This is a genomic window from Vibrio sp. M260121 (assembly GCF_036533715.1).
Classification (GTDB): Bacteria; Pseudomonadota; Gammaproteobacteria; order Enterobacterales; family Vibrionaceae; genus Vibrio.
Genome location: NZ_JATABF010000023.1, coordinates 24,709 through 41,167, shown reverse-complemented (window position 1 = coordinate 41,167; position 16,459 = coordinate 24,709). Strand labels below are relative to the sequence as shown.

Sequence of the window (16,459 nt, the reverse complement as noted above, 5' to 3'; positions counted from 1 at the left end):
TTGTTTTGTTTTTTAAAAGCGCTGCCAAAGTTGTTTGGCGGCGCTTTTTAGTATACAGAATCGGGGATTTATAGTTATTTCTAATTTTATAGAAAGGTTTATTTGTATTCATCGTTATTCAACGATAAACTAATTCAACTTCAGTGCAATACCGCTTTGACCGCTGAGTCATATCAACTCTCTATCGGTATTGGCATTCACGATTCATCAACAGATGGCAATTATTACGCAATGTACGCATTAGAAATTGAACAGCTTCGCAAGACCTATGCGGGCGGATTTGAAGCGTTGAAGGGTATTAGCCTAACAGTAGAAAAAGGTGACTTCTACGCGCTTCTAGGACCAAATGGTGCAGGTAAATCGACTACGATTGGCATTATCTCTTCTTTGGTAAACAAAACCTCAGGTACGACCAAGGTCTTTGGTTACGACATTGATACGCATCTTGAATTAGCAAAGCAAAACCTAGGTTTGGTGCCACAAGAATTCAACTTCAACCAATTTGAAACGGTTGAGCAAATTGTAATGCAGCAAGCGGGCTATTATGGCGTATCCAAAGAGCTTGCTAAAGTTCGTGCGGAAAAATACCTAACCAAGCTCGATTTGTGGGAAAAACGCAAAGAGCGCGCACGTAATTTATCAGGTGGTATGAAGCGTCGCTTGATGATTGCCCGTGCTTTGATGCATGAGCCTCAGCTGTTGATCCTTGATGAACCAACCGCTGGTGTCGATATCGAATTGCGTCGCTCGATGTGGGATTTCTTAAAAGAGATTAACCAAGAGCAGGGTATTACTATCATTCTAACGACTCACTATCTTGAAGAAGCAGAAATGTTGTGTCGCAATATCGGTATCATCAACAAAGGTGAGCTTATTGAGAATACGACGATGAAAGCGCTGCTGGGTAAGCTTCGTGTTGAAACCTTCATTCTTGATGTTGAGTTTGACGGTGAGATGCCAGAGCTTAAAGGGGTGAATAGTCAGGTGATGATAAATGGTTCGCTAGAAATTGAACTGGATAAGAGCCAAGGGTTGAACTCAGTATTTAGTCAGCTTTCCGAACATGGCGTAAAAGTGCTGTCTATGCGTAACAAAGCGAACCGCTTGGAAGAGTTGTTTGTCAGCATCGTTCGCGGAGGTAACCAATAATGTACAAGTTATATTGGACGGCTTTTTGCAGCCTGCTCACCAAAGAAATCAATCGCTTTACTCGTATTTGGGTACAAACGCTAGTTCCGCCAGCGATTACAATGACGCTGTACTTCATCATTTTTGGTAGTTTGATTGGCTCTCGCATTGGCGACATGAACGGTTTTAGTTACATGGAGTACATTGTGCCTGGTCTGATTATGATGTCGGTGATCACCAACTCGTATTCCAATGTGGCCTCATCGTTCTTTAGCTCGAAATTTCAGCGTAATATTGAAGAGCTTCTGGTTGCACCGGTACCAAACTACGTGATCATCCTCGGTTTTGTCATGGGAGGCGTTGTGCGTGGTTTATTGGTGGGAACTATTGTGACGTTTGTGTCTCTGTTTTTTGTGGATCTGCAAGTAGACCACTGGGGCATCATTATCGCGACGGTATTTATGACATCAGTTGTGTTCTCACTAGGTGGCTTAATCAACGCAGTTTATGCAAGAACGTTTGACGATATCTCTATAATCCCGACGTTTGTATTGACACCTCTGACCTACTTAGGTGGCGTGTTCTACTCTATCAGCCTGTTGCCTGAGTTCTGGCAAGGTGTGTCGAAGCTGAACCCTATCGTCTACATGGTGAACGCATTCCGTTACGGTTTTCTTGGGGTTTCTGATGTTGGCATTGTTACGTCATTTAGCGTGCTGACGGTATTCGTTGTTGCGCTTTATGCCGTGGCACATTACCTCGTGACCAAAGGAATTGGCTTGAGAAGCTAACATAAACAGATGTTGAAAGAGCAGCGATGAGAGCTGCTCTTTCTTTATGCATTTCTATACATTCCCATACAATTTTTCGACTTTTTACATGCTAGGTTTTACTCATTTCTGTAAATGCATTTGTTGTAAATGAGTCAAGCCATGAATACCGTTCCGTCCCCACCTTTCACCTTGAAATTGCTTCTCCCTAAATACTGGTCTGTCTGGTTTGCATTTGGCTTGCTCGCGTTTGTTGTTAATGCGCTACCGTATCCGCTGCTGCGAGTACTGGGAAGAGGTATTGGCTCCCTTGCAATGCTGCCAATGAAGCGCCGCCGGAAAATTGCTAAGCGTAATCTCAAGCTCTGTTTCCCTGAATATAATGAACACCAGTGTGAGGAGTTGGTGAAGGCAAACTTTAAATACACCGGCATGGCACTGATTGAAACGGGCATGGCTTGGTTTTGGCCCGATTGGCGGGTAAAACGTTTGGTGACGGTGGTTGGTAAAGAGCGCATTCTTGAACAAGAAAGAAATGGACGTGGTGTGCTGGTGATATGCAGCCACCATCTTAACTTAGAGATGACGGCGCGTATTTTTAGCCAATTTGCGAAAGGGTACGGTGTGTATCGCCCGAACTCAAACCCTGCTTATGAGTTTATTCAGCATCGTGGTCGAACGCGCTGTGGGCATCAAATGATAGACCGAAAAGACGTAAAGTCGATGCTTAAAGTTCTGAAAAATGGTCAGCGGCTGTGGTACCTACCAGATCACGATTATGGGGTGAACAATTCGGTATTTGCTCCTTTCTTTGCTGTTGAACAGGCGGCAAGTACGGCGGGATCGAGTGTATTAATTGATGCAACCAAGTGTGCGGTGATGTCCGGAGTGACGGTCATGAACGATAACCGATATACGCTTTACATTGGTGAGGATCTGAGTGGGCAGTTTGAACGACGAAATCCAGTTAAAGCCGCGAGTATTTTGAATCAAGAGATTGAAGGGATGATAAAACGAGATATTCCCGCGTGGATGTGGTTGCACAAGCGATTTAAGACTCGCCCTGAAGGACTTCAATGCGTCTATTCATAAATCTCATTACTAGATACAAAAAAGGTCGGCTTAGTGCCGACCTTTTTTATTTAAGATTTAGATTTACTCTGCGCTTGCTGAGCTTTCTTCGCTTGATTCATCTTCTTTGGTTTCTACTGCCATATCAACCGTTTGGTTGTCGATTAGGCGGGCTTTACCTAAGAATGCTGACATCAAGATTACCGCTTGGGTTGTCTCTGCAGTGATTGCTTGAAGTGTACGAGCATCACGGATGAAGATTTCATCTGGTTGAAGACCTGCTGCACGAAGCTGATCGCTTGCGTCTTCAATCACTGATGCGTAATCATCACGACCGCCACGCATTGCGCTGCTAATCCAACGCATTGTACGAGCTAGCACTGGTGCACGTTGACGCTCATCAATCGTCAAAAGACCATTGCGTGAGCTCATTGCAAGACCGTCCATCTCACGTACTGTTGGTACGCCAATAATCTCGATGTCCATTGCCAAGTCTTCAACCATCTTGCGAATCACGGCAAGTTGTTGGAAGTCTTTTTCACCAAAGCACGCAACATCAGGTTGAACGATGTTGAAAAGCTTGTTTACGATGGTAGTAACGCCACGGAAATGACCTGGGCGAGAAGCACCTTCAAGAATGGTAGATAGACCAGGAACATCAACAAACGTTTGTTTATCCAAGCCTTCTGGGTAGATGATTTCAGGTGTTGGTGTGAACACGATTTCTACGCCTTCACCACCTAGCTTGCTCAAATCTTCTTCTAGAGTTCGAGGGTAGTTGTTTAAATCGTCTGCACGGTCAAACTGCATCGGGTTTACAAAGATGCTTACAACAACGACATCCGCGTATTCGCGAGCTTTACGAACAAGTGTTAAGTGACCTTCATGGAGGTTGCCCATAGTTGGAACAAACGCCACTTTACGACCTTCACGCTTAAAGGTTTTTACTTGTTCACGAATCGCTGAGATTTCCGCAAAAGTTTGCATGCATTTATCCTCTAGGCAATGGTATGAGCTTCGTCTGGGAATGCACCGCTTTCAACATCAGCCATGTATTGAGCCACGGCTTTGCGCATATCGCCTGTTTCAGCAAGGAAGTTTTTCGAGAATTTTGGCATGTAGTTCGCCGAAATTCCAAACATATCGTGCATTACAAGAATTTGACCATCTGTCACATTACCTGCACCAATACCAATTACTGGAACATCAAGAACTTGCGTAATACGAGCCGCTAATTCAGCAGGAACACACTCTAGTAAAACAATTTGAGCACCAGCTTCTTGCAGTGCCAGTGCGTCTTTTACCATACGATCGGCTTTTTCTTGATCGCGGCCTTGCACCTTGTAACCACCAAAGATATTGACTGATTGGGGGGTTAGACCAAGGTGAGCACATACCGGTACAGCACGTTCAGTTAGCATCTTAACGGTATCAACTAACCAGTCGCCGCCCTCGATTTTTACCATATTTGCACCAGCACGCATTAGCGTTGCTGCGTTCTCACACGCTTGCTCTGGCGTTGCGTAGCTCATGAATGGCATATCAGCCATCAATAGGCAATTCGGGCTACCAGCGCGTACACAGCGCGTGTGATAAGCAATATCTTCAACAGTTACCGGTAATGTATCGTTTTTACCTTGCAGAACCATGCCTAGAGAGTCACCGACCAATAGAACAGGCATTTCTTGGCTTTCAAAAAGTTGGGCAAAGCTTGCATCGTATGCAGTTGAAGTAGCAAATTTACGACCTTCTTGCTTCCACTTAATCAGGTCGTTAATGGTCATTTTTTTCATTGTTTTATCCTCACTAGGAGTTGGCTATGACTGCCAAATATTGAGGCCGTTACGATCTACTTGTGCAAGTAGTGACGACACCTCGGTCCCGTCTGGGAGTTGTAAACTTGGTGCAATTTCCGCAAGAGGGTAGAGTACGAACTCGCGCTCTCTCATTCCATAGTGTGGAACTGTCAGTCTTTCGGAATCGATCACCTCATTGCCATAAAGAATCATGTCGAGGTCCAAAGTTCTTGGACCCCAGCGTTCATCTTTACGGACACGCCCTTGCTCTTGCTCAATCGCTTGGGTGCAATCGAGCAGCTCAAGAGGCGTCAAATTGGTTTTTATCGCCACAACCGCATTGATGTAATCCGGTTGGTTTTGTGGTCCCATCGGTGTACTGCTGTAAAGTGATGAAGCCTGAACAAACTCAGAGTTTGGTAATGTTTTAAGGGCTTCGATCGCTTGCTTCGCTTGGCTGACAGGATCAGCCAAGTTACTGCCTACCGCAATGTACGCTGTGATCATGACTTTGGCTTACTCTTTTTCTTGCGGTAAGTTTTACGGCGACGTTGACCGGTTTTAGGCGCTTGGCCGTCTAGGTCCGCAGCCATAGCTTGGCGCATTTCTCGGCCAGCATTTTGGAAAGTTTCCCACCACTTGGCAAGCTTCTGAGTATCACCGCCTTCAATTTCACCGCGCATTTCAAGAAAATCAAAGCCAGCTCTAAATTTGTTGAGCTCCATTAGGCGGAATGCACGTTTACCGTTGCGTCGTGGAAGGCGTAATTGCAGCTGCCAAATTTCACGAATCGTCGCTGTGTGACGGCGTGGAATGGCAATGGTACGAACTTGGTCATCAAGAATGATGTTGCTCGCTTCCATGATGGCATCGTAATGGCACAGGTTACGCTGTTCCATTAGTTTATCTGCCATGGCACATAGCGGGTACCACAGCATCGCTGCAAACATGAACGCAGGATTGATGCGCTTGCCTTCTTCGATTCGCATATCGGTCGAATCAAGCACTAAATCTAGCATTTGTTCGGTATGAGATTCGTAATCTTCAGTGAAGTGCTCAGCAATTACAGGGAACAACTGTTGGAACAGGTTGTATTCGCGCAGTAGGTGATAAGTCTCTAGACCGTGACCAGATTGAAGCATCTTCAACGATTCTTCGAAAAGACGTGCTGATGGGATATCACGCAGAAGTGGTGCCATCTCTTCAATCGGTGCTGCGGTGTCTTCTTCGATATCGAAGTCAAGTTTCACAGCGAAGCGAACGGCGCGCAGCATGCGAACAGGGTCTTCACGGTAACGGGTTTCTGGGTCACCGATTAGGCGAACAAGACGGTCCTCTAGATCTTCAATACCACGAGCGTAGTCGTGAATAGAGTAATCTGCGATGTTGTAGTACATCGAGTTAATCGTGAAGTCGCGGCGCTCTGCATCTTCATCAATAGTGCCGTAAACATTGTCACGAAGCAGCATACCTTCTTTTGACTGCTGGGAAACGTTCTTGTTCTTTTGCTCTTGGTGGTGACCACGGAAGGTCGCAACTTCGATGATGTCTCGGCCAAACATAATGTGGGCAAGACGGAAGCGACGGCCAATCAAACGGCAGTTTCTAAACAGCTGTTTTATTTGTTCTGGTGTCGCGTTGGTTGCGATATCAAAGTCTTTTGGTTTTTGTCCAAGCAGTAAGTCTCGAACCCCGCCACCCACAAGAAAAGCATCGAAACCGGCACCGTTTAGTCGGTATAGCACCTTCAGTGCATTATCACTGATCTGCTTACGCGAAATGTTGTGCTCTTCACGAGTAAGTACATTGAGAGCGAGTTCTGGGATCATGGCAGATTCGCTTGTTGTATTGTCGTTTGTATTCATGTGCATCTGGCAATAACTGGGTTTAATCCAATCTTGCTTTGGTTAGTTTTTACGCCTCTAGGGCCAATTTTGCGGCTAATGATAGCCTACACAGTGCCGTTTGAGAATCACGGTGTGATCTCGATCTCCGCTGGAAGCTGTTGCAAACGCCAATTTTCGCAGCCCCAACGTAGTATTTCGTCTACGTTAGCGGCTCGAATATCGTCAGGAATATCGAACCCTAAAAACGTCATTGCATGCAGCAGAGCTGGCTTCGGATTAGCGACATCAATGGCTGTCGCATGGTTTTGTTTCGACAGTTTGTTGCCGTTAGTGTCCATCGCCAATGGTAAATGCAAGTAGCTAACTTCCGGTTGTCCAAGAATTTGGTACAAGCTGATTTGACGACCTGTGGGCTCAATTAAGTCGGCACCACGGACGACTTCAGTCACCCCTTGGTCGATATCGTCTAATACTACCGCAAGATTATAGGCAAATAATCCATCTCGACGTTTAATAATGAAATCTTCATTTACTAACGCCTCAGGAATGGTCATCAAACCATGCTTCTGATCGAGGAAATTGGCGATGGGCTTGGTCATTTTTAGGCGAATCGCACCTTCTTTCAAGCCTTTGTCGCGGCAAGTGCCGAGATAATAACCACCATGCTCTTTTATTTGCTTACGTGTACATTGGCAATAATAAGCATCGCCATTCTCCAACCACGCATCAATTTGTGCTTGGTATAAATGGTGTCGTTCACTTTGATACACCACTTCACCATCCCAGTGGAGTTGATAAGCTTGGAGTGCATTAAGAATATCTTCTGCTGCACCAGGCATTTCTCTCGGAGGGTCAAGATCTTCGATACGAACGAGCCAAGTCCCTTGATTGGCTTTTGCTTGAAAGTAGCTGCCAAGAGCGGCAACTAAGGAACCAAAATGTAATGGTCCTGAAGGGGATGGGGCAAATCGACCTACATAGCGTGTCATGCGTGTATCTCGAAAGTATTCGGGTAAAACTAGAAGTTTAGCGCTAAAAAGCTAGTCAAAACAAAAAGGGAGCCTGAGCTCCCTTTCAATAATCATAATGCGTGGTTGATTAACCTTGCATCTGTTTCTCTTTGATTTCTGCAAGTGTTTTACAGTCAATACAAAGGTCAGCAGTTGGACGCGCTTCTAGGCGACGAACGCCAATCTCTACGCCACAAGATTCACAGAAGCCGAAATCGTCTTCAGTAATTTTGTCTAGAGTCTTTTCGATCTTCTTGATCAGGCGACGCTCACGGTCACGGTTACGCAGTTCTAAGCTGAACTCTTCCTCTTGAGAGGCACGGTCAACTGGATCTGGGAAGTTCGCTGCTTCGTCCTGCATGTGGTGTACAGTGCGATCGACTTCTTCCCTGAGCTGATTACGCCAAGCTGTTAAGATCTTTGTAAAGTGTTCAACCTGCTCTGGTGACATGTATTCTTCACCAGGCTTTTCCTGATATGGCTCCACACCGGCAATGGCTAGGATGCCTATCGTTTTCTTCTTTGATTCTGGCATACAGCATCTCCTACTTACACCTAGTCAACTGCATCGCAGTCAATTTAAGGCGGGTATCTATAGCAAAAAGAGGCGGTGCAGGCAATTACTGAATCGCAAACTTATCGTCAATGTGAAGGCGACATCATTTTTTCTCTCAATTGATAAATTCAATAGCAGAGATTAGCTTGACTTCAGTGTTGCTCAGTTCGGCTTTGTAGCAGAGAACTTCTACTCCAGCGTCTTGTGCTTGTTTTAGTAACGTTGAATATTTCGCGTCTATATGGTGCGCCGCAGATACTTTTTCAATACCTGAATGTAAAACAGTGAATAAAAGTATGGCTCTACTTCCAGTTTGTGCCATTTCTGTGAGCTCTCGCAGGTGCTTTTGTCCTCGTGTGGTCACGGCATCAGGGAAATAACCTTGTCCCGATGAACTTTCCTCATCAAGTAGGGTGACGCTCTTCACTTCTATATAACACTTTGATTTATCACTTGCGCTGAGCAAGATATCAATTCGGCTATTTTCATTGCCGTATTTCACTTCAGTTTGAAGTTGGTCATATCCCGACAGTTCCGAAATGACATTATTTTCAATTGCTTCTACCGCCAGTTGATTGGCACGAGCGGTATTTATACAAATACGATGCCCTTGTGGCGTTTCGCTCAGTTCCCAACTGTTTGGGTATTTGCGTTTCGGGTTATCAGAAGTGGAATACCAAACCTTATTGCCTGGCGTTGCACAGCCGGTCATCGCACCGGTATTTGCGCAATGGATGGTACGAATTTCACCGTTATCCAATTCGATATCGGCAAGGAAGCGTTTGTAGCGTTTAAGTAGAGTTGCTGACTCTAGAGCAGGTTCGAATTGCATTTGCTTATTTAGCCAAGAGTGTTTTTATGTACAATGTGCCCAACATTACAACATAGGGTATTTCCTTTGTCACAATTGCCGATCGAAGCCGTGATGCCACAATTACTTACGGCGGTCAAACATCAACACCAAGTGATCCTCAAGGCCGCTCCTGGTGCTGGTAAATCCACTTACTTCCCACTACAACTTCTTAAAAGCCAAGCCGTGACGGGCAAGATTGTAATGCTAGAGCCTCGTCGTCTTGCTGCGCGCAATATCGCACGTTATTTGGCGCAGCAGTTGGGAGAGCAGGTCGGAGAGCGTGTGGGTTACCGAGTACGCGGCGAAACAAAGGTGAGTGAGCACACTCAACTTGAAATTGTGACAGAAGGGATCATGACGCGCATGATCCAAAGTGACCCTGAGTTAGACGGCATTGACCTACTGATTTTTGATGAATTTCACGAGCGTAGCATTCACGCCGATACCGCGTTAGCGTTCAGTTTAGAAGTTCAAGAAGCACTGCGAGACGATTTAAAGCTGGTGGTGATGTCGGCAACGCTTGACCAAGATGCCTTGCAATCCTTATTACCAGAGGCGGCTTACATTGAGTCGGAAGGTCGTAGTTTTGAGGTAGAAACGCGTTATTTACCACTTGGAGCAAATGATCATTTGCCGACCTCCATGGCAAAAACGATCGAAAACTTGATGAGCAAAGAGTCAGGTTCTTTGCTTGCTTTTCTTCCTGGTGTGGCGGCGATCAAACAAGTCGAAGAGCGTTTATCCCATCTACCTGATAACGTCGAAGTGTGTCCTCTTTATGGCCAACTCAGCTTCGCTGAACAGCAAAAAGCCATCGCTCCCGCTTCTGGTGGTAAACGCAAGGTTGTGCTTGCGACTAACATTGCTGAAACTTCTTTGACCATTGAAGGCATTCGATTGGTCGTCGATTCAGGATTAGAACGTGTGGCGCGTTTTGATTTGAAGAATGGACTTACGCGATTAGAGCAGGTGCGAGTGGCACAATCGTCTGCGATTCAACGTGCTGGCCGTGCAGGGCGTATTGAAGAGGGCATTTGCGTCCGATTGTATTCGGAAAGCCAATTCAAGCAGCAACCGCAAGTTCCCCAACCAGAAATCCTGCACTCAGATTTAGCAAGCTTAGTCATGGAACTGGCATTCTGGGGAGCAGGGGATATCGCTGAGCTTAAATGGTTGAATATTCCTTCTTCTGCATCGCTTGCTCAGGCTAAACAGCTGTTGATTTCTTTAGGGTTACTTACCGAGCAAGGCCAACTTACTTCTGCAGGTAAAACGGCCCACACTCTTGGTGTAGAGCCGCGCTCAGCAGCAATGCTTATTCAGACGCAGCAGCGCAGTGAAAAAATGCTAAATACCGCCTTGGCTGCGGTCGCCCTAATTGAAGAGCCCGAGCGTAATGTGACTAACATCGCGCATAGCCTACATCGCTGGGTAAGTGGTACACATGCAAAGAAAGCGATATTGCACAAGCGATCTCAAGCGCTGGCGCACAAACTGGATACGGTATTCAGCCTACCCAATGTAGATGAGCGAGTGCTGGCGCTAGTATTGAGCTTAGCTTTCCCTGATCGCATTGCGCAGCAGCGTGTTAACCAATATGGTCGTTTTACTTTGTCGAACGGGCATGGTGCTGAGTGTCGACCAGAAGAGACACTCGGTGGTTGTGATTACTTAGTTGCGATTGATTTGATGCGCTCGCATTCTAACTCAAGCCAAATTAACCTAGCTTGTGACTTAGATATCAACGCATTACAAGAAACGTTCGAGCACCTGTTCACGTCGGCTGAGCTGGTTGATTGGGATGAGAAAAAAGGCCGTTTGATTGCCGAACGCCAAGTCAAGTTCGGTCAACTGGTGATTAAGCGAGAAGCCTTGCCGAGTCCGGGTAAAGAAAAAATGACACAAGCTTTACTCACTTATGTCCGCCGTCAGGGCTTACAGAGTCTAAACTGGACACCGGCAGCGGAAAATTTGTTAGAACGTATTCGCTGCGCAGTGGAATGGTTACCAGAGCAAGATTGGCTAAGTTTCGATGAAGCTCATTTGCTTGATAGTTTAGAAGAGTGGCTAGAGCCGTACATGAGCACGGTATCATCGGTGAAAGATTTGGCGAAAGTGAACCTAGTGGAAGCGTTGAACGCTCGATTAGGTTGGCCGTTGAATCAACAGATTGATGAGTGGTTACCAGAAGATTATCGCTTACCAACGGGTTCGAAAAAGCGCATTCGTTACCAATTTGGTCATGAACCTGTGCTGTCAGTGCGTATGCAAGAAGTGTTTGGAGAGAGCACTTCTCCAACTGTGGCACAAGGTCGCAAGCGATTGGTGTTAGAGTTACTTTCTCCAGCGCAACGCCCTCTTCAGGTGACAACGGATTTAGCTGCCTTTTGGGCAGGAAGCTACAAAGAAGTGCAAAAAGAGATGAAAGGCCGATATCCAAAACACGTTTGGCCTGACGATCCTGCCGCTCATGTAGCGACAACAAAAACAAAAAGACAATTGAATAATGACTGATACTAAAAAGCCCGGTGCAAAACGAGCACCAGCCAAGAAAACAACGTCAACTAAAACGACTGCCGCTAAGAAAAGCGGTGCGAAGCGACCGAGAAAATCGCCATCGAAAAAGCCAAGTAATGGCAAGCGGTCTTGGCTTAAAATCATTTGGTCATTTAGCTGGAAAGCGGGTGTTGCGCTTGCGGCGGTATTGCTGTTTGTCGGTATCTATCTTGATAGTGTGGTGAAAGATCGTTTTGACGGCCAGCTGTTTGATCTGCCAACTGTCGTTTATGCGCGTATCCTCAATTTGAGTCCGGGTGAGAACATTACCATCAAAGAGATGCGTAATGAGCTTGATGTATTGAACTACCGTAAGGTAAGTCAGCCTCGTTACCCTGGTGAATACTCTTCTTCTTCAACGCGTATTGAGCTTATTCGTCGTCCGTTCGAGTTTGCTGATGGTCCTGAGCCTGATCGTCACGTCATGCTGCATTTCTCAAGCAGTGGTTTACAACGCATTCAATCTTTGGAATCCAAAGGCGATCTTGGTTACCTGCGCATTGAACCTAAGATGCTAGGAATGTTGGAAAAAGATCAGAATGAACAGCGCCTGTTCTTACGTCGAGATCAATTCCCAGAAGTGCTTGTCGATGCACTGTTAGCAACTGAAGACCGTGATTTCTATCAACATGATGGCGTTTCGCCGCTCGCAATTGGCCGTGCCCTTGTTGCTAACATCAAAGCGGGTCGTACTGTTCAGGGTGGTAGTACACTTACTCAGCAGTTAGCGAAAAACTTATTCCTGACACGTGATAAAACCTTGTGGCGAAAAGTCCGTGAGGCGTACATTGCTCTGATTCTGGACTACCGCTACAGCAAAGACCGTATTCTTGAAGCTTATTTGAATGAAGTCTACTTAGGTCAGAGCGGTGGGGATGCAATCCATGGTTTTGCGTTGGCATCGCGTTACTACTTCGGTCAACCAATTCAAGAGCTTCGTATCGACCAACTCGCTATGTTGGTGGGTATGGTGAAAGGGCCGTCTTACTACAACCCAATTCGTTACCCTGAGCGCACCAAAACGCGTCGTGACTTGGTATTGCGTCTGTTGATGCAACAAGACATGTTGACAGCAGAGCAGTACGAACAAGCGGTAAATCGTCCGTTAGATACACAAAGTAAACCTCGTATCGCGAGTCGTCAGCCAGCGTACTTCCAACAACTGAACATTGAGCTGAAAGAAAAAGTAGGTGACAACTTCAAAGCGGAAACAGGCTTACGTTTGTTTACTTCTCTCGACCCTGTATCGCAAAGCAAGTTAGAGCAAGCGATCGCGAAGAAAGTCCCTGAGCTTGCAAAACGTGCAGGTAAAGAACTGGAAGCTGCTGCGGTTGCGGTTGATCGTCACAGTGGCGAGATTCGCGCTATGGTCGGCGGTAAACGCGTTGGTTATGAAGGTTTTAACCGCGCCTTGAATGCAAGTCGTCCGATTGGGTCTTTGGTTAAGCCTGCCATCTATTTGACCGCACTAGAGCAGCCAGAGAAGTACAACCTTGCAACCACGCTTCACGATACTCCGCTTAGCTTGAAAGGCAGTAAAGGTAGCGTTTGGTCGCCGCGCAACTTCGACCGTAAGTTCCGTGGCGATGTGCCGTTGTACTTGGCCTTGGCGAAATCTCTCAATGTACCAACGGTACGTTTGGGTATGGAACTGGGCATTCCAGAAGTTTCGGACACGTTAGAGCGTTTGGGCGTGGATAAGAATGAAATTCGTCCAGTGCCTTCTATGTTCCTTGGTTCCTTCTCGTTGACGCCATTTGAAGTCGCGCAGATGTACCAGACCGTCACTAACTCAGGTAAGCGTGCCAAGCTATCGGCATTACGATCAGTGATCGATATGGATGGCAATGTGCTTTATCAATCACTACCTCGCTCATCTCAAGCGGTGGACCAACAAGCGGCTTGGTTGACGACTTACGCGATGAAGCAAGGGGTGGCACAGGGGACTGGCCGATTCCTACAAAGTCAGTTCGCATGGGCTGCTCTGGCAGGTAAAACCGGTACCAGTAATGACAGCCGTGACAGTTGGTTTGTGGGTGTCGATGGCCGTGAAGTGACAACCGTTTGGCTTGGCCGTGATGATAACAAGTCGACCAAGCTTACTGGTTCAAGTGGTGCTTTACGTGTCTACGCGGAATACCTTAAACAACGTATCCCTGAGCGACTAGAGTTACCTTGGCCAAAAGAAGTGACCACATTAGGATTCCAAAAAGCCGCTAATGGTGCGCTGGAAATGAACTGCCGTAGTGAATACAAGTTGCCAGTGTGGGACAAGTCTGGGCAAATCAAACAGCAGTGTGAGAAAAAATCAAATTGGTTGAATAGCTTATTTGATTGGTAAGACCACCAAAAACGCCATCACTGACTTGTGAAGTTGTTCAAATCTTAGTAAAAGTAGGTGTTCAATATTCAGTAAAGGAAGAAGTGAATGTTCAAAAAGTCGATCTCAAACCCATGGAAGCGTTGTATTGCGCTTTGGGTCTGTTCCTTTTTGATTGCAACGCCTTCCTTTGCTAAGCAAGTCAGTGATGATCAAGCTCGTCCTAAAATCGCCGTCGTACTGGCTGGCGGTGGGGCTAAAGGAGCCGCTCACATCGGGGTTTTGAAGGCGCTGGAAGAGATGAATATTCCCGTTGATATCATCACCGGGACTAGCATGGGTGCCTATGTCGGTGGTCTATATGCCACGGGAATGAGCGCTGATGAAATCGAAAGTTTTATCTACAGTGTCGATTGGAACCGCGGTTATCGAGACCGTGTCGACCGCAGCCAACGTCGCGTCCGCGACAAAGAATACGAAGACCGTTATCAAATCACCACTGACTTAGGTTTGAGGTTTGGTGAAGTGCGTTCACCAACTGGCGTGGTGCAAGGCCAAAACATGCTGCGCATTCTGCGTGAAACCACAGGCAACCTTGGCCGTTTTAACTCTTTTGATGATCTTGCCATTCCATACCGCTCCGTCGCGACTGATATAGTCGAGCTGGAAGAGGTCGTCTTAGATAACGGTTATCTAGTTGATGCCATGATGGCGAGTATGTCAGTGCCTGGCGCGCTTCCTCCATACGAGCTAAATGGTCATATGCTGGTGGACGGTGGGGTAGTCAATAACATGCCTGTTGATGTTGCTCGCGCAATGGGCGCCGACGTGGTGATTGCTGTTGATATTAGTACCGATTACAAAAGTGAAGAGGACTTTACCGGCTTATTTGCCGTCGCAGACCAACTCTCCAACTATCTAGTTCGCCGCAGTACTCAAGAACAAGCGGAAACGCTAAGCGGTGATGATGTCTACATTCGTCCTGATGTAGGGCAAATGGAAACGGTCGAATTCGACAAAATGCCAGACGCTTTTAAAGCGGGTTATGAGATCACTCGAGGGCTAAAGTCAAAGCTTGAAGGGCTGAGTGTGTCGAATACGGAGTACCAGAAATACATCGAACATAAGCAAGACATGCGCAAGAACCTTGAGTATGGCGATGAGCGTGTTGTCGACCAAATCGTTCTTGTGAACAATACCCACTACAGTGATGTGCTGTTGACTAACCGACTTGAGTTAGACACAGGACGCCCCCTAGAAACGGCTGAGATCGAAAAAGCGGTAGAAAATCTCTATGCACTGGATCGTTTTGAGCTAATCACTTATCACTTTGAAGAAATCGATGGGGTGAACATACTCGTCTTTGAAGTGAACGAAAAATCTTGGGGTCCAAACTACCTAAACTTCCGTTTCTTCTTAGAAGATGATTTCAATACCGATAGTCAATATGGCATCGGCATGTCGGCCAACTTCACCAACTTGAACTCTCACGGCGCTGAGTTGACCTTCAATGTGGATATGGGCACGGATAAATTGATTGAGGCAGAGCTTTACTCTCCAGTGCTTTCGAGTCAGCAGTTGTTTGTGTCTAGCAAAGTAAATTACAACACAGAGAATAGAAACCTCTCTGCTAACTTTGAAAGCCCCGATATTGGGTCCGTCTACGATTACCTGCCGGTTTCTTACACCGAGTTTATTACAGAGCTTGCCGCCGGTGTGCAACCAACGTTATGGCAAGAGTTCCGAGTTGGCGGGCGCTATACCAAAGGGACTATCGAAGCATCCACTTTTCAGTCTTTCGGTGAGCTTGATTATGAACGTTTGGGTGCATTTGCTAATTACCGCCTAGATACCTTGGACGATTTCGCTTTCCCAACGCACGGTATGTTGATCGATTTGGATTACCTAGTTTCTCACGATAAGACTCCAGAGGATTTTCGTCAGTTAAACCCAGTCGGTAATATCGAAGATACCGTTTACGAGATTACCGCGCGTTTCAAGGGAGCAGTGACTCATAGTCGTCATACTTTAGTCGGACAAGCGGAATATAGCTTTGTTGAGAGCAAAAACTCGTCAGTACCTTTAGACCCGCGTGAGCTTGGTGGTTTCTTGAATCTCTCAGGCATTCCACGTAACAGTTTGATTGGGCAGAACTTATTCTATACCAGCTTGGTGTATCGTTATAAATGGATGGATAACGACTTCGGGCTGTTTGAAGCACCAGTGTATTTAGGTGCATCCCTTGAACACGGTGGTGTTTGGTCAGACAACGATCTTAAGTTGCATGAGGCACCACTGTACAATGCTGCATCGATTTTCTTTGGGGTAGATTCTCCAATAGGACCGATCATGTTGGCATATGGTCGTACCGAGCAAGATTTAGATGCCGTGTACCTGATCGTTGGAACATCATTTAAATAACCGGGAATAGGACAGCAAGATCTCCGCATATTTAGCCAAAATTTACCGGACTTTAGTCGTAAGTTGCTATGTTGGTCAAAATGATGAGATTTTAATTTAACGTTAAATTTGCTATCCTTTCGCCCACAGTT

The 16,459-nt window shown here is 46.3% G+C and carries 13 protein-coding genes; 6 read left to right on the top strand and 7 right to left on the bottom strand.

Annotated elements, in window-relative coordinates:
* The first annotated feature begins 231 nt into the window (after positions 1-231).
* The 3 genes from QTO06_RS13890 to QTO06_RS13880 all read left to right on the top strand — a co-directional run bounded on the left by QTO06_RS13890 (position 232) and on the right by QTO06_RS13880 (position 2,990).
* Positions 232-1,149, top strand: a complete 918-nt coding sequence (locus QTO06_RS13890; protein ID WP_331408574.1) for an ABC transporter ATP-binding protein — start codon at positions 232-234, stop codon at positions 1,147-1,149.
* Positions 1,149-1,919 (top strand): ABC transporter permease, encoded by a 771-nt coding sequence (locus tag QTO06_RS13885; protein ID WP_005446280.1) that lies wholly within the window; start codon positions 1,149-1,151, stop codon positions 1,917-1,919. The genes QTO06_RS13890 and QTO06_RS13885 overlap by 1 nt, the downstream gene beginning before the upstream one ends.
* 141 nt (positions 1,920-2,060) lie before the next feature.
* On the top strand, positions 2,061-2,990 hold the full coding sequence (locus tag QTO06_RS13880) for a Kdo(2)-lipid IV(A) acyltransferase (protein ID WP_026138215.1): 930 nt from the start codon (positions 2,061-2,063) through the stop codon (positions 2,988-2,990).
* A gap of 63 nt (positions 2,991-3,053) precedes the next feature.
* Here the strand turns inward: QTO06_RS13880 and panC are convergent, their stop codons facing one another.
* The 7 genes from panC to sfsA all read right to left on the bottom strand — a co-directional run bounded on the left by panC (position 3,054) and on the right by sfsA (position 9,010).
* Positions 3,054-3,956, bottom strand: a complete 903-nt coding sequence (gene panC / locus QTO06_RS13875) for a pantoate--beta-alanine ligase (protein WP_009698749.1) — start codon at positions 3,954-3,956, stop codon at positions 3,054-3,056.
* An 11-nt stretch (positions 3,957-3,967) separates the two neighbouring features.
* On the bottom strand, positions 3,968-4,762 hold the full coding sequence (panB, locus tag QTO06_RS13870; RefSeq protein WP_331408540.1) for a 3-methyl-2-oxobutanoate hydroxymethyltransferase: 795 nt from the start codon (positions 4,760-4,762) through the stop codon (positions 3,968-3,970).
* Between the two features lie 24 nt (positions 4,763-4,786).
* Positions 4,787-5,272: a 2-amino-4-hydroxy-6-hydroxymethyldihydropteridine diphosphokinase gene (gene folK / locus QTO06_RS13865; RefSeq protein WP_009707557.1), complete on the bottom strand. Its 486-nt coding sequence runs from the start codon at positions 5,270-5,272 to the stop codon at positions 4,787-4,789.
* On the bottom strand, positions 5,269-6,636 hold the full coding sequence (gene pcnB / locus QTO06_RS13860) for a polynucleotide adenylyltransferase PcnB (protein WP_005439387.1): 1,368 nt from the start codon (positions 6,634-6,636) through the stop codon (positions 5,269-5,271). Before pcnB ends, folK begins: the two co-directional genes overlap by 4 nt.
* Positions 6,637-6,737: 101 nt before the next feature.
* Positions 6,738-7,601 (bottom strand): tRNA glutamyl-Q(34) synthetase GluQRS, encoded by an 864-nt coding sequence (gene gluQRS, locus QTO06_RS13855; RefSeq protein WP_039984547.1) that lies wholly within the window; start codon positions 7,599-7,601, stop codon positions 6,738-6,740.
* Positions 7,602-7,710: 109 nt separating this feature from the next.
* Positions 7,711-8,157 carry an RNA polymerase-binding protein DksA gene (dksA, locus tag QTO06_RS13850; RefSeq protein WP_005439389.1) on the bottom strand — a complete coding sequence of 149 codons (447 nt, stop codon included), beginning with the start codon at positions 8,155-8,157 and terminating at the stop codon, positions 7,711-7,713.
* Between the two features lie 136 nt (positions 8,158-8,293).
* Positions 8,294-9,010, bottom strand: coding sequence for a DNA/RNA nuclease SfsA (sfsA, locus tag QTO06_RS13845; RefSeq protein WP_020196598.1), 717 nt, complete (start codon positions 9,008-9,010; stop codon positions 8,294-8,296).
* Between the two features lie 66 nt (positions 9,011-9,076).
* On the opposite strand from sfsA, the gene hrpB reads away from it, so the two are divergent.
* The 3 genes from hrpB (at position 9,077) to QTO06_RS13830 (ending at position 16,328) form a co-directional block, all read left to right on the top strand.
* Positions 9,077-11,545: an ATP-dependent helicase HrpB gene (hrpB, locus tag QTO06_RS13840; RefSeq protein ID WP_331408537.1), complete on the top strand. Its 2,469-nt coding sequence runs from the start codon at positions 9,077-9,079 to the stop codon at positions 11,543-11,545.
* Positions 11,538-13,928, top strand: a complete 2,391-nt coding sequence (gene mrcB / locus QTO06_RS13835) for a penicillin-binding protein 1B (RefSeq protein WP_331408536.1) — start codon at positions 11,538-11,540, stop codon at positions 13,926-13,928. The genes hrpB and mrcB overlap by 8 nt, the downstream gene beginning before the upstream one ends.
* An 87-nt stretch (positions 13,929-14,015) precedes the next feature.
* Positions 14,016-16,328, top strand: coding sequence for a patatin-like phospholipase family protein (locus tag QTO06_RS13830; RefSeq protein WP_331408534.1), 2,313 nt, complete (start codon positions 14,016-14,018; stop codon positions 16,326-16,328).
* The last annotated feature ends 131 nt before the right edge of the window (positions 16,329-16,459 follow it).